This window comes from Massilia rubra, from assembly GCF_011682065.1.
Taxonomy (GTDB): Bacteria; Pseudomonadota; Gammaproteobacteria; order Burkholderiales; family Burkholderiaceae_D; genus Telluria_A; species Telluria_A rubra.
On the sequence record NZ_VUYU01000004.1, the window covers coordinates 79,917 to 100,716 of the forward strand.

Annotated in this window: 7 protein-coding genes; 4 read left to right on the forward strand and 3 right to left on the reverse strand. The window is 68.8% G+C overall.

Annotation, left to right across the window (positions count from 1 at the left end):
- Positions 1-903 carry a hypothetical protein gene (locus F0185_RS07270; protein WP_167222988.1) on the reverse strand — a complete coding sequence of 301 codons (903 nt, stop codon included), beginning with the start codon at positions 901-903 and terminating at the stop codon, positions 1-3.
- Between the two features lie 197 nt (positions 904-1,100).
- Here F0185_RS07270 and F0185_RS07275 point away from each other — a divergent pair, with 197 nt between their 5' ends.
- Entirely contained in the window at positions 1,101-1,748 is a 648-nt protein-coding gene (locus tag F0185_RS07275) for a response regulator (protein ID WP_368737860.1), read from the forward strand.
- Here the strand turns inward: F0185_RS07275 and F0185_RS07280 are convergent.
- Together F0185_RS07280 and F0185_RS07285 are read right to left on the reverse strand one after the other, a co-directional pair.
- Complete coding sequence (locus F0185_RS07280; protein WP_167222989.1) at positions 1,663-7,308, reverse strand: alpha/beta fold hydrolase; 5,646 nt, start codon at positions 7,306-7,308, stop codon at positions 1,663-1,665. The genes F0185_RS07275 and F0185_RS07280 overlap by 86 nt on opposite strands.
- A complete protein-coding gene (locus F0185_RS07285; RefSeq protein ID WP_167222990.1) occupies positions 7,301-9,076 on the reverse strand; it encodes an ATP-binding response regulator in 1,776 nt (591 codons plus the stop codon). The genes F0185_RS07280 and F0185_RS07285 overlap by 8 nt, the downstream gene beginning before the upstream one ends.
- Before the next feature lie 220 nt (positions 9,077-9,296).
- Here F0185_RS07285 and F0185_RS07290 point away from each other — a divergent pair, with 220 nt between their 5' ends.
- From F0185_RS07290 to F0185_RS07300, 3 genes are all read left to right on the forward strand, one after another.
- Complete coding sequence (locus F0185_RS07290; protein ID WP_167222991.1) at positions 9,297-12,302, forward strand: hypothetical protein; 3,006 nt, start codon at positions 9,297-9,299, stop codon at positions 12,300-12,302.
- A gap of 8 nt (positions 12,303-12,310) precedes the next feature.
- Complete coding sequence (locus F0185_RS07295; RefSeq protein WP_167222993.1) at positions 12,311-13,087, forward strand: hypothetical protein; 777 nt, start codon at positions 12,311-12,313, stop codon at positions 13,085-13,087.
- Positions 13,088-13,250: 163 nt separating this feature from the next.
- The gene (locus F0185_RS07300) at positions 13,251-20,783 is read left to right on the forward strand and encodes a SpvB/TcaC N-terminal domain-containing protein (RefSeq protein ID WP_167222996.1); all 7,533 of its coding nucleotides are present in this window, start codon (positions 13,251-13,253) and stop codon (positions 20,781-20,783) included.
- Positions 20,784-20,800: the final 17 nt, after the last annotated feature.

A 20,800-nucleotide genomic window follows, 5' to 3' on the forward strand; every position in this document is an offset into this window, starting at 1 on the left:
TCACTTCTCGCTTTCTTTGGCCGCCGCAATCGCTTCCTTGATCGCAATGGCTTGCGTCACAAGCGCTTCGGCAATGTCGAGCCCCGACCTGGTGCCCGGGTCCTTGTCCGTGGTCACCGATACGCCGCATTCCGAATGCGCGGTGATCTTGCCTTTGACGGGGAAGTTCACCAACTGGAAATAGCGAGGATCCGAAATCTTGACCGTTTTCGTAAAGTGACCGGCGTCGCCCAGCGACACGCGCACCGTTGCGCTGCGGCAGGCCGCATACACGAAGGCGCTCACCTTGCCCGACAGCGGCAGTGCCGAGATCGCTTGAGCATCCCTGGGCAGTGCGCCGAAGTCGATCGTGGCCCCGGGCACCGCCACGCCTGACCTGGCGTCGCGTTCGATCCGCTCGGCGACCATGATGGGCAGCGGCCTGACGATCATGGGCAAGTTCGACAGCCCGAGCCCTTTTGCATCGAGGCCGGCCGCTTTGACCAGGATGCCACCGACCTTGGTGATCAGCTCGACCCGGTTGTCGACAACTTCCGTACCCGCTTCCTGCACCATGTCGGTGTTGTCGAACTTCTTCAGGTTCAGGTTGGTACGTACGCCCCACGCGTCGGCATGCTCGACGCCGAGCTTGAATTCTTCGTACTCGACGGGGATCGATGTCATGGTCAGGCTGGCGGGATCGAGCTTGCCCGTTTTGCCTTTCTGGCCGCCGTCGATCCTGATATGCGATTGCTGCAGGGCGAACGCATCGAACATCGTCGCGTGCACATCGCCCGGCGAGGCAATTTTCCGGTACTGGACGCTGGGCGCGACCGCGCATCCGCCCAGCATGAGCGCGCATGCCGCCACGGCTGTTCGGCGCACGGTGTTCAATTGCAGACGGGAAATGGGACGTTGGAACATGATCTTCTCCATGATGAGCTTGGCTGATTGAGGCGAATTCTCTTTGGTGCCTAGCAAGCATAGGAGGCGGCGCCCGCGCTTTCCATCCGGCTGATGGCCTAGCCGAAGTCGGGAACGGTCGCGATGTGTTGTGCTAACATGGACACAAGGCTAAGCCATCTGGACTTGGCGCGGAAATATCAGGTCGGGGGAACGCCGTGCGTGTTTTGCTTATCGATGATCATCATCTTTTCCGCCAAGGGTTGAAATTCCTGCTCGCCGACCTGGAAGCGGGTATCGCGTTTGCCGAAGCGGCCACCTTGCCGTGCGCGCTCGCGCATGCCGGGGAGCATGCGCCCGAATTGGTGCTGGTCGACCTGCACATGCCGGGCGAAGATTCGATGGGTGTGCTCACCGCCATCCGCGCCGCCTTCGATGCGTCGATGGTCGTGGTGCTGTCGAGCGAGGACGATCCCGACGTTATCCTGCGCGCCATCGAGGCCGGTGCTTCCGGCTATGTGCCGAAATCGTCAACGCCCCAGATCCTGATCGCGGCCTTGCGCCTGGTCATGGCTGGCGGCATCTATATACCGCCGCCCGCCTTGCGCGCGTTTGCCGCCCCGGCTGCCCCGCGCCCGCCAAGCTCGCGCGAATGCGAGAGCTTGTCCGGACGGCAGATGGAAGTATTGCTCAAGGCCGTGCAGGGCAAGGCCAACAAGGTCATTGCCCGCGAAATGCAGCTCTCGGAAGGGACGGTCAAGGCCCATCTGTCGGCGGCGTTCAGGACGCTTGGGGTGCAGAACCGGACGGAGGCGGTGTTTGCCGCCGCGCGTATGGGCTTGCAGGCGGACGTGCGCCCGTCTTAGGCGGCGCCCGGTCGAACTTCAGGTCGAGTTGCCCGTCCGGTCCCACGGTTACCAGCGTAAATCCGGCGTCTTCCTTGTACTCGGTGTAGGCCACGCAGTGGATCGGCAAACAACCGCCCGTCGCGTCGTCCACATGCTCGAAGCAGGAGTAGTCGGGGCTTGCGGCAAATTCGTCCTCGCGCGCGTTGGCGAACGGGTAGGGCGCATACAGCGGCGAGGCATGCACCGAGCGCACCTGCACCAGGCGCTCCCCGCACCAGAGCGTGAGCCTGGTGTCGCACGACAGGTGTTCGTCGCCTGACAAGAACACCACATGATCGATCTTGTTCATGACGATATGCGCCAGCAGCTCCGCCATGGAAGCGGGATAGCCTTCCCAGCCGTCGCAGCGCAGGCGCGCCACCTCGCCCGCCCCCAGCAGGGCACGCCGGCGCAGTCCCAGCATGGAGGAGGTGACCACGAATCTGGGACCCTCGTGCGCTTCGAGCAGCCACGATTTGAGCGCGTCCATCTGCGCCTTGCCCATGATCCGCGCCGCTCGCAGGTTGCGCAGCGAGCGCGCCTCGCGTTCGCTGCGCGTGTCGGCCATGAAGAAGCGCTGGCCCGCGTTCTCGAAGGTGTACCACATCGCGTTGTCCTGCACGTCGTAGGCGCGCTGGTATTTGCGGTAGCCTTCGCAGCCGGCGATTTTCGCGGCGCGCGCCGCGCCGTCGGCGTGCGGAGCCCAGTTGTCGCCGATCTCATGGTCATCGAGCATCATGTAGGCGGGCCGCTGGCGCATCACCTCGCGCACGTGACGATTCGCGAACAGTTTTTCGTAGGGCCGCTTGTATCGGTCGTCGAGCGCGGCGGGGTCGAACAGCCCGGCGCTGGCGTCGCTGTAGATCTGGTCGCCCGCCAGGACCAGGAATGCGGGCGCGTCCGCGGCCTCGGCGCGCAAGCGCGCCGCCAGGCGCGCGTAGGATTGGTAGGCCGGTTCGCTGTCGAGCAGGCCGGCCGGATACTGGCAACTGCCCACGGCGAACGTGATGCGCGGGCCGCTATCGGTTTGCGGCGGGGCCAGCACGCCCGCCTCGAGCTGGGCGGCAGGCGTGTTCTCAAGCAGGCGCTGCAGCTCCTGGCGCAGCGCGTCGGGCAGCTCGCTCCATTCCGAGGGTTCCGCCTGGGCCGGACGTGGCCACCTGCGCCGCTTTTGCAGCCGGCTGCGCGGATCGAGCGAACCGGAGAACCTGGACATCGCGGCGCCGGGCGGGCCGGCCACGACCAGCGCTTCGTCGTACACGATCAGCACCAGCGTTCCATCCGGGCCGGCCAGGCCGGGGTCGCGCGCAATGCGCAGCCAGCCGTCATCGTCCGCATGCGGATCCCATGCGCGGCAGGCGGGCACGAAACCGTCGGCATTGACGAAGTGTTCGTCCATGCGCATCACAGGCACGCACAGCACCGTGGTGGGATTGGGCAGCACCGGGCTGCACATCAGGCTGAACTGGTCGCTCCCCGCAGCCCCGACCGGGTTGCCCTGGCTGGCCGATCCTATCCATACCGGCCCGGCAGCCGGCACCAGCAGCAGGGGAAGCCGCGGGCCCGCCTGCGCCGGCGCCTGGCCGACGCTGTCGTCGCCGCCCAGGAAGGCCGCCACCGGCGCAAACACCTTCACCGCATGCCGGCCGAGCCAGCTGTCCTGGTGGCCGAAGCCGGGGATGGGCAGCGTCCGGACGGTGCAGTGCGCATCGCCCAGCACCGCCGCCATGCGCGCCAGGGTCGCCACGCTCGACAAGCCGTTGTGGGTCCCGTGGATGCACAGGGTGGGGAAGCTCCAGCGCGCCAGGCGCGCGCGCGAGACGTACACGTTGCGGCCGGCGCGGTTGGTGATGGTCTTGCGCCGCGCAAAGTGGATCGATTGCGACACCGTCACCAGGTTGAGCGGCCCAAAGAAGTCGTCCAGGTTGTCGAGGATGTTGCGGTCGACATTGGCCAGTTCGAAATCGCGCCCGTACAGCGCATCCATGCGGTGGCGGGTCCCGGTAAAGCTGGTGTCGGCGAAAGGCCACCACGGGTTCTCGATGGCCAGTTCGTGGCGCGGGTAGGGCATGGACGAGAGCAGGCGGTCCAGCAGTTCGTCGCCCAGCGTGGGCTCGCCCTCGACCCGGAAGGTGTAGGCGATGCGCGGCAGGATACTGCTCACGTAGTGCATCAGGTAAGCCCGGAATACATTGGCCTGGGTAAACACCACCAGCGGCCCCACCTGCGACAGCACCAGGCGCCGGATACGCGAGGGCAGCAATGCGCGTTCACGGTAAAAGCGCTCTCCCGTTTTCAGCTCGGCCAGGACGGCCATGCCGGTCATCGCGCCGCCCATGCAGTGGGCCATCAAGTCGACCTGCGCCTGGCCGCTGGCGCGGCACACCAGGTCGATGGCGGCCGGGATGTCGGCCAGCGCCACCTGTTCGAAGCTCCACGGCAGGCGTGCGAACGGCAGGCCGCTGCTGGTGCGCAAGTCCAGCACCCACACATCGCGCCCCGCGTTCCACAGATAGCCGGCCAGGTTGGGATTGACCTGCGGGTGCGAAAACGCCGTGCCGCTGGTGCTGTAGCCGTGCACCAGCACCACCGGCGGCTGGACCGTATCGGCGCGCTCGTAGCGCGTCAGGCGCGCGCACACCCGGGCGCCGTCGGGCAACTGGTCGACCGGCACATCCGCGACCTGTGGCGCGGGCAGGCCGGACACGAGGCCCGGCATGCGCTGCGGCGTGCGGGCGCGCGGCGCGTCCGGCTTGCGGAAGGTCCACATGTGCACATTGAGCACCACGCGCGCCAGCAGCCCCGCCAGGCCGATCAGATCGAGCAGGGCCGAGGGCTGGTCCTGCTGCGTGATGATGCGCAGCAGCGGCGCGTTTTCTTCCACCAGGAAATCGGTATCGAGCGTGAGCCGGGCGCTGCCGGTGAGCCCGGGGAACGCGGTCAGCTCCAGTTCGGTCAGCTGGGTCCAGGGGTTGGACAGGCAGGCGTAGGTCAGGCGCTTGTGCCCGGCGATGCGACCGTGCAGCCGCGGGCCTTGTGCGGCGCCGCCCGAGGCCGCGCCGCCCGAGGCCGGGCCGGCAATGTCGAGCTGGTAGTCGAAGCGGCGCACTTCGCCTGCGCGCGAGGCGAGCATGGCCAGGCTGCGCAGCCATTGCCCGAGCCCGTTGCGTGGCGGTTCGCCGGCTTGGCGGCGCCGCAGCAGCGCCCGCGTGCGCCAATCGTTGCGCAGCAGTTGCCAGGTGTCGCGTGCGCCGCGGTTGCGCAGCCAGGCGGCGGCGCCGCGCAGGATGCGGCGCCACGGGCCGCTTGGCTCGCGCTGCATGAAGTCGAGCTTGCCGGCCAGGGGCGCCACGGCCAGCGCGCCGGGCCGCCTGGCGCCGCCGCCCTCGCGCTGGGTGACCCATTGCTCCCAATCGTTCAAGTCGAATACCGCCACCTCGCTGTGTGCCGGATCCACCAGCAGCGTGCGGCGCAACCGCACCCCGGCGCCGTCTTGCGGCAGGGAGAGCCTGGCGACGTCGCAGCGCGCGTAGCGCAGCGTCAGCTCGAGCATGTATTGGCGGCGACCGCCATCGGGCGCGCGCAGCCAGGCCGGGCCGCTGAGGCGTTCGACCACGTCCACCTCGGTCGGCGCCGGGCTGGCCGCCGCGCAAGCGGCGCGCCTGCGCGGACTGGGCGAGAGCGCCGGCGGCGCGCGGTCGCGCCCGGTCCCGGCTGCTTCATAGTCCCACTCTGTCAGCAGCGCCCGCGTGGCGCGCAAGGCGAGCGCGGCGATGGTCAATGCGGGATTGACGCCGAGCGCGCCCGGCACGATGGCGCCGTCAAGCACCACCAGGGTGCCCGCCCCGGCGTGGGTCGGCCCCAGGTGGACCTGCCCGATCTGGTTGACCACATAGCCCTGCTCCTCGGGACCGATCGCGCACCCGCCCAGCGGATGGGCGGTGGTCAGGGGGCCGCGTTTGGCCACGATCATGTTTTCCATCTCGGCGGGGAGCAGCCGCCATACGGGATTGGGCAGCACGGTCTCGCGCACCGGCGGGGCCGACTTGCCGCGCGGCTGGGTGGCGACCGGGATGGCCTCGACCTGTTCGGCGAACAGCGCATGCTCGCGCAGGGCCGGCCAGCGTACCTGGATCGCGCCGTCGCCGCATGCCTGGCCATCCTGGTCGGTCAGTTCCAGTTCGCCGTCGGCGCCGTCGTCGCCCATGACGGCCAGGATGGTGCTGTGCGCAATGGCCTGCGCATTGACGGCGCAGGGATCGACGCCGTCCGCCGCGTGCACCGACCAGTCGATGCGCCCGAGGTGGTGCAGGGCGGCGGCGGTGGTACTCATTTCTTCGAAGACGCGGCGTAGCGCGGCCGGCACGGCCAGTTCCTCGAAGCACAGGCGCGCACCCTGCGCGCCGGTGGTCTCGATGCGGGCGGTGATGGTGGGGCCGATCCGGCGCTGGTCCGGCGCGATGCGGCCGTCGGCCACGGCGTTGGCCGGCGCCGGGTAATCGTAGGCAACGGCGATCATGTCGCCGTTGCTGGAAAAACCCTGGCCCAGGCGCGGCGGCAAGGGCAGCTCGCCGCTGCGCGAGCGCAACAGGATTTCGGTCGAGCCGAAGGTGCCGGCCGCCAGGATGACTTTGCGGGCGCGCACCTTGAATGCCGAAGGATGGCGTCGCCGCAGCGTGGCGTCGGTGTAGACCACGTGCAGGCACCAGGCGCCATCGACCGCTTCGATGTTGAGCACCGTGGCGCCGGTGTAGATGCTGGCGCCGTTGGCCCTGGCCCTGACCAGCAGGTTGGTGTCGAGCGAGAGCTTGGCGTTGTGGTTGCAGCCCGTGGCGCAGTCGCCGCACTGGATGCACGCGTCCATGTGCACCCCTGCCGAGTTCGCGCCGCTGGCCATGGCCACCGAAATCGGCACCGCTTCGAAGCGGCTGTCCTTGCCCATCCGTTCGTGCAGGGCCTTGAGCGCCTCGAACTTGAGCGGCCCGCTGGCGCCGCCCGCATAGTCCGCATGGCGCAAGATGGTATTGCCGGCCGGGGTGTCGAGCAGGGCGCGCGCCTCGGCGAAGCATTCGGCAAGGCCCGGCAGGGCGATGCCGAGCGCCTCCAGCGTGCGCTCGTCCGGTTCCAGCATGACGCCGGCGTTGATCAGCGAGCCGCCGCCCAAGCCGTTGGCGACGAGCGCATTGAGGTCGGGGCCGAGGCGCATGTCGAACAGGCCTTCCGGCTTGCCTTGCGGCCCGGGCGTGGCGGGCGTGGACCAGCGCAGGTGGCCCGGGATGTCGGCGGCGCCGGCCGGGAACGCGCCGGGAAGGTATTCGCGCCCGCGTTCAAGCACGCACACCGTCACCGGCTGGCCGTCGGCACGCCGGGTTCCGGCCAGCGTGGCGGCGGCGACCGACCCGCCGTAGCCGCTGCCGACGACGAGCACGTCGAAAACCGGCGCGGGTGCACTTCCCGAGGGCGGGTGCAGGGAGGCGAACAGCTCTTCCACGCCGCGCGAGAGCCATTGCGTGCCTTGTTCATTGCCGGTCTCAGTCATGTGAAGGTCCTGGTTCGGGGGAGGTGGCCGGTATCGCGGAGAGCGCGTGGCGCAGCTGGTCCAGGACGACGGGCTTGTGCAGCAGGGGGATATTGGCGGCCTGCGCTTCGCGCAGGCGCTCGGGCGAGGTGTCGCCACTGATGAGCAGGGCTGCGATGTCGGGGGCGAAGGCGCGCACCTTGGCGATGAGGGCGATGCCGGACTGCGCGCCGCGCAGGCGCAGGTCCGACAGGATGAAGTCGGGCCTGCCGGCGTGCACCGCCGCCAGCGCGTCGGCTTCGCCTTCGGCCAGCGTCACGCGCGCGCCCATGCCTTCGAGCAGCAGGCGCATGCCCTGGCGTATCCCTTCCTCGTCGTCCACCACCAGCACATGTCGTCCGGCAAGGTCGGCATGCGCGTGCGCGTGCGCCGGCGCGGCAAGGGCTGCCGGTTCCTCCGGCGCGAGCGCCAGCACCAGGTAAAAGCCGGTGCCGATGCCCGGGCGCGACACCATTTCCATGCGCACCCCCAGCAGCTCGGCCGTGCGGCCCACGATCGACAGGCCCAGTCCCAGGCCCTTGCCGCGGTCGCGCTCGGGGTTGCCGACCTGGTAGAACTCTTCGAACACGCGCACCTGTTCGTCGTCGGCGATGCCGACCCCGCTGTCCTCGATCGCCAGCACCGCCACGCCGCCGTGGGCGCTGACCGACAGCGCGATATCGCCTTGCAGCGTGTACTTGATGGCGTTGTCGACCAGGTTGCCCACCACCCGCGCCAGCAACACCGGGTCGGTGGTGACTGCCGCCTGGCTGGCCTGGCAGCTCACGCGCAAGCCCTTCGCCAGCGCGATGGGCTCGTATTGCTGGCAAATGCGTTCGATCAGCCCGGCCAGCTCCACCCGGCCCGGTTGCACCGCCACCACCCCGGCGTCGAGCTTGGAAATGTCGAGCAGGGCGTCGAGCTGGGTGCCCAGGCTCTCCAGGGCCAGGTCGATATGGCGCGAGATGTCGCGGCTGACCGGGTCCAGCGGGCGCATGGCCAGCGACGCGGCAAACAGCGACAGTGTATGGATCGGCTGGCGCAGGTCGTGGCTGGCGGACGCCAGGAAACGTGTCTTGGCGCGGCTGGCCGCCTCCGCGCGTTCGAGAGCGGCGCGCAGTTCGCGGTTCAGGCTGGCCTGCTGCAGCCGGATGGCGAAGGACTCGCAAAACAGGCGGTAGGCGTCGTCGGCCAGCGACAGGAGCACGGCGCCGAACAGGGCCAGGATGAAGGCGATGGCCAGCGCGAACGGCTGCGGCCCCGGCGCTTGCGCCGTCGCCAGCCAGCGCAAGACCAGCGCCCCCATGACCGGCAGCGCGTACGCGAGGAACAGCGCCCGGTTGCCGGCCGTGGTCGCCACCGCGCCGGCGCACAGGCCCACCAGCAGCAGGCTGGCAATGGCCAGTGGCAGCATCGCCTCTTGCGGGAAGAACAGCAGGCCGGCGCCATGCGACAGGCCATTCATGGCATTGAGCGCGACGGCGACCCGCATGCGCAGGCGCAGCGGCACCGCATGCATCGCGGGCAGCCGTCCCAGCAGCGAACGCCGCGCCATGAGCATCGTGCCCAACACGGCGACCCAGGACAGCAGCAAGGGCGACGGCCATCCGGGATACGAGGCCAGCCATGCCATGAGCGCCGCCGCGAGGAAAATCGGCAGCGGCAAACGCCGGCTCTGCTTGGCCAGCAGGCGCAGCAGTTCTTCGTCAAGCAGGTCTTCCGCGCCTTCGGGCTGGGCAGGTCTTGGCATCGAACATCCTCCTGGCGGTGGGCGACGGTAGGGTCAGGTGACGAAAATACACCATTTGCACGCCAAAACCAATTGGCCGGATGGCTATCCCATCCGGATGGCCTATCCATGCGGACGGCGCCGCACTGGGCGCGGGACTAGCCAGTGGGCGAATGGCGCCGCGCGGCCTTCCTTCCTATACTTTCCCGTGTCGATTGGAGCGCTGAACGAGGGGACGTCAATGACATACCACATGGACAGGAAACGCATCGGGCGCAGCGCCGTCGTGGCCGTTGCGCTGATGGGCGCGAGCAGCGTGGCGCCGGCTGCGCCGGCCAAGGGCACATGGGGCCGGACGATCGGCACGCTATGCTTCGAGGGCATACCCGACACGGCCCGCAGGAGCACCGCGACATCGAACGACAATGGGGTGGAGGTGGCCCACTTCAAGGTCGACTACGTCCACAAGGACAAGGAGCCGTGGCCGCTCGTGCGGGTGTTCAGGGATATCCCCGGCGTTCCCCACCCGCTAGCGAGTTGCGGCGAATTGACCGGGCAAGTCGTTTTTGAAGGCAGCGTCAAGCGCATGGCGGTCGATGCGGGGCGCGAAACGGCGGCGGGCGAAGCGAAGGCGGTCTTCTACCTGCCCGAAGGCAGCCTGCGTATCGAACTGGTGCGGGCCAAGGCTGTCATGACACTGTACGGCGGCAGCATGCAGCTGGGGCGCAGCGCGGACAAGGTCACCAGCGGCAGGGCCTGGATCAGCAATGCCGGACCGATCGTTGCGCAAGCCGGCCAGCCGGCGCAGGGTGGCATTGCGCTCGCATCCTGGGGGCGCGAACTGGCAGGCGCCAGGATCGTCATGCCCGGTACGGAGACGGCGCAAACGCTCGACCTCACGGCGGGAAACAGCAACACCACGGTCTTGCTACCGCTCGCGGGCGGCGCCGCCAGTTTCCTTGACGGCGTGTTCAGCGCGAGCAATGTACCGTTCACGGCGGCCAGCGCCGCGTTTCCGGGAGTACAGTTCGGCACATTCAAGGGAGCGGCAAACGCGGTGGCGCTGTCGGCAAGCAAGGGCAAGGTCCGGTTCGAGGCAAGGAAACTGGCCTACAGCGCGGCAAGCGCGCGCTTTGCGGCCCCCCATTCGAGCGTGGCCACCGGCGCCGCCAAAGGCGCTATCGCCAGCCTGACGGCCAGCGCCGGCAATGGCGGCGACCACATCGCGCTGGACGATGTCGCCATCGCCGGGCTGCACACCGATGCCGGCGACTGCGATTACCGCTACGATGGCGCGCCCTTGGCCGCCGCCGCCGCGTGCAAGCTGGCCGTGGCGAGCGCCGCCGCCGGCGCGCAGGGCTGGCGTTTCGAGGCGAACAAGCCGTCCGCGGCCTTCGCGCCCGCCGTCGTACGCTCGGCAGGCGCTGTGGTGTTGACCAGCGCGGTCGATGGCGGCGCCGAAACCTTCGACGGTGTGGTCAAGGATGCCTCGGTGCGCCTGGGCGCGCTGGAACTCGACAAGCAACAGGTTTCGCTCGGCAACCCGGCGCAACAAGACAAGCGGCTGCGTATGCCGTTCTCGTTCTCCGCCGCGCCCGCGACGGGGGCATGGTCGCTGCTGCTTGCCGACGGCAAGCTATCGGTCGAAGGGACTTTGGAGCAAGCCAGCGCGCGCGGCGCGCTCACGCTCGATCCGGCCGATGCCGGGGCGTGGGCGGTCGATGTCGACAAGGACGAGCTGGTCTTCAGCGGCAAGGCCAGCGTGACGCACCAGCCCTGGCTGTACGGCGCCAGGCCCGCCTTCGGCGCGCTCGGCCTGGCGTTCCGGGCCGCGAGCGACTTGCATGTGACCAAGGATGGCGCAACGGGAACCCTGTACGCCCGCGCCGGCGCGCTGGTGCTGACCGATCCCGTTGTCACGCTGGGCGAACAGCAGGGCGGCATGGTGCTCACCGGGCCGCACAAGTTCGAGGGCGCCGTGGGCCTCGCTATCGACCTGGCCAGCGGCAAGGGCAGTATCCACGACGGCTTGCTGCATGTGAGCAAGGTCAGCCTGGCCACCAGGCCGGGCCTGGCGGGCGACCTTGGTGCGATCCGGATCCATCAAGGGGAAGCGTCGGTCGGCGAACTGAGGGCCAATTTCGACGGCGGCAAAGGCGCCTTGTCGATCAAGGACGTGGCGCTCAAGGCCGAGCGGCTCGAATCGAAGCCGCTGGCGCCGGACACCGGCTCCGGCAACCAGCTGGCCTGGTCGGGGGTGCTGCAAGACGGGACCGGCATCGAATCGATCACGGGCGACATTGCCCGGCGCGGCGACGATGGCGCGCTCACGGTCGAGAACGTGGTCATTTCCAACGCCAGGCTCGCGCTGGCCGACATCCGCATGGGGCAGGGCAGCGCGCTGCGGTTTACCGGCGGCAAACTGGCGCTCGCGCTCGAGCGCCTGGCCGACAAGGAGCTGCGCGCCAGCTTGCTGCTGACCGACAGTCGCCTGTCGAGCAGTACGCCCAGCGCGCATGGCAAATTTGACGCCAACGTCGGCATCAAGTCGTTCTCCGCGCAGGTGACTGGCGGTACGCCGGCCGCGCCCACCGGCCAGGGCCGGCTCCTGACGACGGCATTGCAACTGCAAACCGATACCAGCATCGAGATCAGGGAAAGCTGCGACGGCAAGCCCGATTTCCAGGGGGTGCCGGCGCGCGCCGCGATTGCCACCGGTCCTATCGCGCTCGACCTTGTCATCGACGGCGGCGCGCTCAAGGGCCAGGGCGCGGCGCTGGTCACGCTCGCCTCGCTGCGCAGTACCGCCAGTTACGAATGCCGGGCCAAGCTGGTCAACTGGGTCATTTCGAAGGAACGCCGCGCGTATTACGACTACCCCTGCCCCACATGGCGCAAGCCGTTTCGCATGTGCGATGGCTGGACCATGATCGCGCCGGAGATCAGCGTCGGTTTTTCGCGGGTGATCAAGGTCCGTTCGCTCGATGTGGCGGGCATGTTCAGCGTGATGTCGCTCAAACTCGACGGAACCGGCCAGATCAAGGCCTGCGGCAAGGCCGGTGCGATCGTCCCCCTGGCCGACATTTCCTACTATATCAAGCCCGACAGCAGCCTGCCCCTCGCGGACAAGGTCATCGACGCCGTGACCGATTTCACCGCGCGTCCGTTTTCGTCGGCGCTGGTGTCCGGGATCGGCGTGTTGGCCGGCGCTATCCTGCCCAACACATCTGATGGCTTGTGCCTGTAGGAGGCATTATGAACAAGGTAACGATGATTGCCGGTTTCACGCTCATTGCCAGCCTGGCATGCCGCGTTGGTGACGCCCACGCCGGCGCCGAGCTGGCGGCGGCCAAGGGGACGTTTCCGCAAGTGAAGCTCGCGTGCCTTCCTTTCCCGCTGCCGCCCGATGCATCGGATGCCGCCCGCGTGGTCGACCTGGCGCAGGAAAAGTGGTATCGCACGGCCCGCGCCGGCAAGCTCGAGCGTGTGGGCGCGCTCTTTGTCAGCGCCCTCATTTCCCCGCCCAAGCCTGGCGCGGCGGCGGCCGACGGCGCTCCGCTCGATGCCGCCATGTGCGGCGTGATCGACCAGGCGGTCAAGTCGGCGCCGGGCTTGACGGTCCAGGTATTGGACGCGGCCGACGGCTTTGCCGGCACCTGCATCGACCGCAAGGTGGACGCCTGCCTGCAAAAGGCGTTTACCGATTCCGGCTTCAGCGACGCCAAACCATGGCCGCGCCTGCCCATCTATGCGCGCCTGCCGGACGCGGCCCCGGTACCGTCCGACGTGGCCGGCGTGCTGGCCCAGCTGTCGGCCGCGTCGAGGAGCATTGCTCCCGATATGCGCGGCGAAGGCCGCACGTTCGAGCGCAGCACGGACGGCCTCAAGCCGCTCGTTCCCTGCGCCCCGGAGGGTTGCCCTCGGCAAACCGCCAGTGCGCCGGAACAGCCGCAAGGCATTGCATGGTTCATCCAGGCCTTGCCGCAGCCGCCCAACGCCAGGCCGGCCGGCGGCGCCAAGCCCGGTCAGTGAACCGTACCGGCTTGCGGCGCGCGCGGCGAGCGCATCGGGCGCATGCCGATGTCAAAAAGACTATTGTGACAATTGAATACATTGTTCCTGGATTTTCATAGGACAATCGCAACATACGGCACTTGGCACTCGTTCTTCCGACATTCAAGCGTGGAGGCGTCGCATGCAAAAGCAGTCCGGCGGTATGGGCCACACCAGCGGCGACGATCTGCGCCGCATGCGCGAACCGGCGCCCGGGAGCAATGCCGCCAAGGCGCCGAAGCTGGAAGTCGAGCCGCCCACGCTGTCGCTGCCGAAAGGCGGCGGCGCGATCAGCGGCATCGACGAACAGTTCACGCTCAATCCATCGAACGGCACCGCCGCGCTGTCGCTGTCGTTGCCGATGACGCCCGCGCGCAACGGTTTCCTGCCGCCCTTGAAACTGACTTACAACTCGGGCGCCGGCAACGGCGTGCTGGGGATCGGCTGGGCGCTCGACATGCCATCGATCCGGCGGCGCTCCGACCAGCAACTGCCGCGCTACCGGGACGACGATGTCTTCCTGCTCCAGGGCCAGGAGCTGGTGCCGGCCGCCACATGGCAGGGCGGTCGCTGGGACACGACGGCCGTCACGGACGGCGATTTCACCATCCGCCGCTACCGCGTGCGCGTCGAAAGCGCGTTTGCGCGCATCGAGCGGATCGCCCATCCCGTTTTCGGTGAATGGTGGCGCGTCACCACCCGGCACAATGTGAGCACCTTCTTCGGGCTCGATGCGGCCACCCGCATCGCCGATCCCGCCGCGGCCGGGAATGTGCACGAATGGCTGCCCGCGCTGCTGTTCGACGACCAGGGCAACTGCCTCGCGTACGACTACCGGGACGAGGACCTGGCCGGCGTGCCGGCCACGCTTGCCGAGGCCAACCGGCTGGCCGGGGTCGCGCGCTTCGCCAACAAATACCTGAAGCGGGTGCGCTATGGCAACCGCACGCCCTACGTCGCGGACCCCGCCAATCCCTACCGGCCAGCCGCCATGCCGGCCGCTTTCCTGTTCCACCTGGTGCTGGACTATGGCGAACACGATGCGGCGGCCCCCGTGCCCGAGGTCTTGCCGGGGCAGCGCTGGCCGGCGCGCGCCGACCCGTTCTCCGCTTACCGCGGCGGTTTCGAGATCCGCACCTACCGCCTGCTGCGCCGGGCGCTGATGTTCCACCAGTTCGATGAACTGGCCGGCGGCGCAGCGTGCCTGGTGCGCTCGCTGGACCTGGCCTACGTGTCGTCGTCGGCGGCGTCGCCGCAGGCCACCGACGTGAGCTACCTGCGGCACGCCACCCAGTGCGCCTATGTCCGGCGCGACGACGGCAGCTACCTGCGCTCCGCGCTGCCCCCGCTGGCGCTGGAGTACCAGGCGCTGGACTGGGATGGCGCCGTGCGCACGGTGGAACGCGCCACGCTGGCCAGCTTGCCGCCCGGCCTGGGCGACTACGAATGGACCGACCTGTATGGCGAGGGCATCCCGGGGCTGTTCACGGAGCGGGAGGGGGCCTGGTTCTACACGGCCAATCTGGGCGACGTGGACGAGAGCGGCCGGGTCACGCTCGACGCGAGCCGCTGCGTGATGCCGCGCCCGTCGTTCAGCGGCATGCGCGAAGGCGCGCTGGCGCTGCGCGACCTCAATGGCGACGGCCGCCAGCAGGTCGTGGTGCAGACGGCGCAGATGCAGGGCTACTTCGCGCGCGGCGAGCAGGGCGACTGGCTGCCGTTCCGCAGTTTCGACAAGGTGCTGCGGATCGACCTTTCCAGCGCCCATGTGCGCCGGCTCGATCTCGACGGCGATGGCCGGGCCGACCTGCTCATCTCGGAAGACAACGCCTTTGTCTGGCACAAGGGGAGCGCGCAAGGGTACGACGCCGGCGAGCGCGTGGCCAGGCCGGCCGACGAAAACCTGGGGCCGGCCATCGTCTTCGCCGAGGAACTGCAGACCATCCACCTGGCCGACATGAGCGGCGACGGACTGCGGGACATTGTCCGCATCCGCAACAACGAAGTGTGCTACTGGCCCAACCTGGGCTACGGGCGCTTCGGCCCGAAAGTGGCGATGGACAACGCGCCGGCCTTCGCCGCGCCGGACCAGTTCGATGCCCGCTACCTGCACCTGGCCGACGTCAGCGGCACCGGCGCGATCGACATCCTGTACCTCGGGCCGCAAGGCTGCGGGGCCTGGCTCAACCTGGGCGGGAACGCCTGGAGCGCGGTGCAGCCCATCGCGCCGTTCTTGCCGCCCGGGGCGCCGGTCAAGGTCGATGTGCTCGACCTGCTGGGCAACGGCACCGCGTGCATCGTATGGATGTCGCCGCTGCCGGCGCATGCCGCCGCGCCGCTGCGTTACATCGACCTGATGGGCGGCAAGAAGCCGCACCTGCTGACCAAGGTCGTCAACAATCTCGGCAAGGAAACCACGTTTTCCTACAAGAGCTCCACCTGGTTCTACCAGAAGGATAAGCAGGATGGCCGCCCGTGGGCGACGCGGCTGCCGTTTCCAGTCCACTGCCTGCGCCGGGTCGAGGTGCGCGACCGCATCGCCGGCGCGCGCCGCGTCACTGAAATGCGTTATCACCACGGTTACTACGACGCCGCCGAGCGCGAGTTCCACGGCTTCGGCATGGTCGAGCAGCGCGATGCCGAGTCGTTCGAGCACTGGGAGGGCGACGCGGCGCAACCAGCGCTCGAGCAGGCCCTGCACCAGGCGCCCGTGCTGACGAAAACGTGGTTCCACACGGGGGCGATCAGCGGGCGCGACGCCATCTTGCTGCGCTTTCGCGACGAATACTGGGACCGCGAACTGGCCCGCCAGGGCTATGCCGGCGCCGCCGATGAAGCGGCGCTTCCGGATGCGCACGTGGTGCCGGCGCCGGGCATCGCTCCCGATGCGGTCGCGCCGCTGCGGCCCGAGGACTGGCGCGAAGCCCTGAGGGCGTGCAAGGGCATGGTGCTACGCAAGGAAGTATTCGGCCTCGACGCCCCGGCGACCAATCCGACCCCGGCCGAACTGCGGCGCCAGCTGTTGCCCTACACGGTGGCGGCGCACAATTGCGTGATCGAGATGCTGCAACCGGCGCTGGCCGGGGAACACGCCGTATTCGTGGTCAAGGAACGCGAGGCGCTCACCTGGAACTACGAGCGCGACCCGGTCCATCCGCGCATCGAGCACCGCCTCAATCTGTCCATGGATGCGTACGGCAACGTGCTCGAAGCGGTGCACGTCGCCTACGGGGCCGGCGCGCCGCAGCCGGAGATCGCCGCCATCCAGGGCCGCACCCTGGTCACGCTCGACCAAACCGACTTCACCACGGACGCCATCGACAAGCTGCACTACCGGCTGCGCCTGCCGGCGCGCAGCAGCAAGTTCGAGCTCACCGGGGTGCGGCAATCCGCGCCGCTGTATCGCCTGGAAGACTTTATGCGGACCGGATTCCACGTGCTGGCCGATTCGGTGGAGGCGCCGTTCTTCGCGTACGACAGCACCCCGCCCGCGGGCGTCATCCAACGCCGCCTCATGTCGGCAAAGGAAACGCTGTATTACGATGCGAACGTGCGCGACGCCTTGCCGCTGGCAGGGCTGCATTACCGCGCGCTACCGTTTGCCAGCCATGAACTGGCCTACACGGCGGAGCTGCTGGCGCACCTCTTCGAGGCGCGCGTCACGCCCGCGCTGATGCGCGCCGGCGGCTATCTTGAGCGCGGCGCCGGGCGCTGGTGGGTGTCGTCCGGAAGCCTGGCCTACCTGGACGCGGGCGAGCATGCGGCCGCTGCGCAGGCGCGCTTCTTCGCGCCCGTTGCGCACCTCGATGCGCTGGGCGCGCGCACCGCCGTCGCCTACTTCGGCACGTATTTTCTGATGCGCAGCGCCACCGAGGATGCCGCGCACAACCGCGTCACCATCGACACCTTCGATCTGCGCACCCTGGCGCCGGTGCGCATGACCGATGTCAACGGTAATGTATCGACACTGCTGCTCGACGAAATGGGGTGGGTCAAGGCCACGGCGGCCGGCGGCAAGGGAGGCGAGGGCGACGACCTGGCCGGCCTGTCGGTGGCGCCGTCGGCCGCCGACAGCGCCGCGCGCGCCAGTTTCCTCGGCACGGCCGACGCGCTTGCGCTGGAAGCGGCCGGCAAGGCGCTGCTGCAGCGCGCCTCGGCCCGCTATGTGTACGATGCGCACCGCTACCTGGACTCGGGCGGGACCGAGCCGCCTCTGGCGGCCTCGATCGTGCGCGAGCAGCACGCCGCCGCGCTGGCCGATTCGCCGGTGCAGATCTCGTTCGAGTATTCGAACGGCATGGGCCGGGTCGAGATGCGCAAGCTACAAGCCGAGCCCGGCATAGCGACCCGTGTCACCGTCGGCGCGGACGGCGCGCTGGTGGTGGACCAGGTCGACAGCGCGCGGCAGTCGCCGCCGCGCCTGCGGTGGGTGGGCAGCGGGCGCCGCATCGTCAACAACAAGGGCAATCCGGTCAAGGACTACGAGCCGTTCTTCTCGCTGTCGCCGCGCTTCGAGTCCGAGCGGGCGGTGGCGCAGGCCGGCAGGCCGATCCTGCGCTTCTACGATCCGGCCGATCGTCCGGTGCGGGTGAACTACCCGGACGGCACGTTTACCCGCACGGAATTTTCGGCCTGGCGCGTCGTCGAGCACGATCGCAACGACACCGTGCTGGACTCGGCATGGTACGCACTGCGGCTCAAGCGCCGCATCGATGGCCTGTTGCGGGCGGCCGGCAAGGACCCGTTGCGGGAAGCGCAGGCGGCGGCGCAAACGGCCGCGCATGCCGGCACGCCGCTGACCCGCCATGTCGACCCGCTGGGCCGGCACGTGCTGGAGGTGGCGCACGACGGCCAGGATGGGCTGGGAAACGCGATCCTTCATGCGACCGTGCACCGGCGCGACGCCGGCGGCAATGTGGTGGCGATCCGCGATGCGCGCAATAACCCGTCGGTCATCTACGGGCATGACATGCGCGGTCGCGTCGCCTTGCTCGACAGCATGGACAGCGGCCTGCGCCAGATGCTCGACCATGCCGGCGGCGAGCCGCTGCGCGTCTGGGACGGGCGCGGCCAGGAATTCCAGTTCGCCTATGACGATCCGCTGCACCGCCTGACCGGGCGGCGCGTGCTGGGCGGCGATGGCGCCGCGCCGCTCGATCATGTGTACGAGCGCATCGTCTACGGCGAAGGCCGGCCCGACGCCATGGCGCGCAACCTGCGCGGCAACGTGGCGCTGGTGTACGACACGGCGGGCCGGGTGGAAAACCTGGCGTATGACTTCAAGGGCAACCTGGCCGCGTCCGCCCGGCGCCTGGCGCGCGATTACAAGGGCGTGCCCGACTGGGCCGGCGCCGATCCCGACGCCGCGCTGGAGGCGGCCGAGTACCGCTCCGGCGCCACCTATGACGCGATCGACAGGGTGGCCGCCAGGATCACGGCCGATGGCAGCGAGTACCTGCCCACGTATAACGCCGCCAACCTGCTCGAGCAGGTGCGCATCCGGCAGGGCGCAGACACCCTGCTCATCGTGGCCGGGATGGACTATGACGCCAAGGGCCAGCGCCTGCGGGTGGTGCATGGCAACGGCGTCGTCACCACCTGTCGCTACGACAGCGACACCTTCCGCCTGCTGGAACTCGACAGTCTTGCCGGCGACGGCACCCTGTTGCAGGCGCTGCACTATACCTACGATCCGGTCGGCAATGCCACGCACCGCGAAGACCGCGCCGTGCCCACCGTCTGGTTCGCCAACGCGATGGTCACGGACCTCGCCACCTATCGCTATTCGCCGCTCTACCGGCTGGTCGAGGCCAACGGGCGCGAGCGGGCGGCGGCCGCCGCCGCCACCGACAACTGGAACGACGCCGCGTATGGCGCCAGCCTTGCCGTGGGCGACGCATTGGCATGGCGCAACTACACGCAGGAGTACCGCTACGACAGCACCGGCAACATCACGCAGATGAAGCACAGTGCCGGCGCAGCGGGCTGGACGCGCGACTATACCTATGCCGCCGGGTCCAACCGGCTTGCCGCCACCCGGTTTGGCATGCGGGAGGTGGCGTATGCCCACCACGCGGCGCATGGCTTCCTGACGTCGATGCCGCACCTGACGCTGATGGCGTGGAATTTTCGCGATGAACTGCAAGCCACCGCTACCCAGCGTGTGACCGACGGCACGCCGGAAACCACCTGGTACGTGTATGACGGCCACGGCAAGCGTATCCGGAAAATCGTGGAAGGCGCCGCCGCCGCGGCCGCCGCGCCGGCGCGCAAGTCGGAACGGCTGTATCTCGACGGCGTCGAACTCTATCGCGACTACGGCGCCGCCGCGCCCGCCGTCGAACAGAGCACGCTCGACGTGATGGACGAGCGCCAGCGCGTGGCGCTGATCGAACGCACCGGGGCGACCAGGCTGGTGCGCTATCAGTGCGCCGACCACTTGCAGTCCGCGCAGATCGAAACCGACGCCGCCGGCCGCGTGATCAGCTATGAGCAATATCATCCGTTCGGCACCACCGCCTGGCAGGTGGCCGACCGCCATATCGCCGCCGCCGCCAGGCGCTATCGCCATGCCGGCATGGAGCGCGACGCCGAGAGCGGCCTCGAATACTGCCATGCCCGCTACTACGCGCCATGGCTGGGCCGATGGATCGCGCCCGACCACCTCGCCGAGCGGCTGGAGGGCAACCGCTATGCCTACGTGAAGAACAATCCGGTCAAGCACCGCGACCCGAACGGCATGTTTGAAGAATCAGTCCACGGCATCCTGACCTACCGGCTGGCGCTTGCCGCCGGCTTCCCGCCCGAGGATGCGGCGCGGGTGGCGCTCGCCGCCGCCGCCATGGACCACGATGCGGACACCAAGCCGGCCGGCGAGCTCGATATCCCCGCGTTCCAGCGCATTCCGCAGACCATCCGCTATCACTTTCCGGACAATCCCTTCGCCAGTGCGCAGGCCGGCGTGGACGGCGATATCGGCGCCCAGCGGGCGGGCGCGCGCGGCAACGACGACCTGGAACGCTTTGGCCAGCACTTGCACACGCTGGAGGATATCGGCTTCACCGATGCGCCCGGGCCGCACATGCGCCACGATCCCGGCCGCCCGGTGCAGCGGATGCTTGGCCCGTCGCTGGTGTTCGTCGGCCTGGCGGTCGCTACGGGCACGCTGATAAGCGAGCCGGCGCTGTTGCAGGGCAACGGCGGCGCCGCCTTGCTGGTCGGCTTGGGCATCTATCTGATGGTGCTTGGCGTTGCCGTCAAGGATATCGGACATCCGTCATACCGGACCGAGCGCGGCGAGTTCAGCACCTCGTTCGGCCACACCGCCGACCAGGCGCCGCAAGATCCCGTACGCAACAGCGCCGCGCTGCTGCAGGTCTATGAAAAGATGAAGGAATATGCGCGGGCCCGCTACGGCGGCGTGGCGACCGACGATGCGGGCGCCGCCGGCGCCATCACCGAGACGGTCTCGGCTGACAACGCCTGCCTGGTCAGCAACTTCGCCAATGCGCGCCCGCTCGGCCTGGGCGGCGTGCCGCTGCCGTCTTACAGCGAGATCCTGTCGACCCGTAGCGCCGACCGTGGCAGGAGCTGGCTGCCGCAGCAAATGGACGTCACCATGCCGGCCCAGCGCGGCGGGTGGCGCTACACGCCCGGCATCAAGGCCTGCCACTAGGACGCCAACCGAAAAGG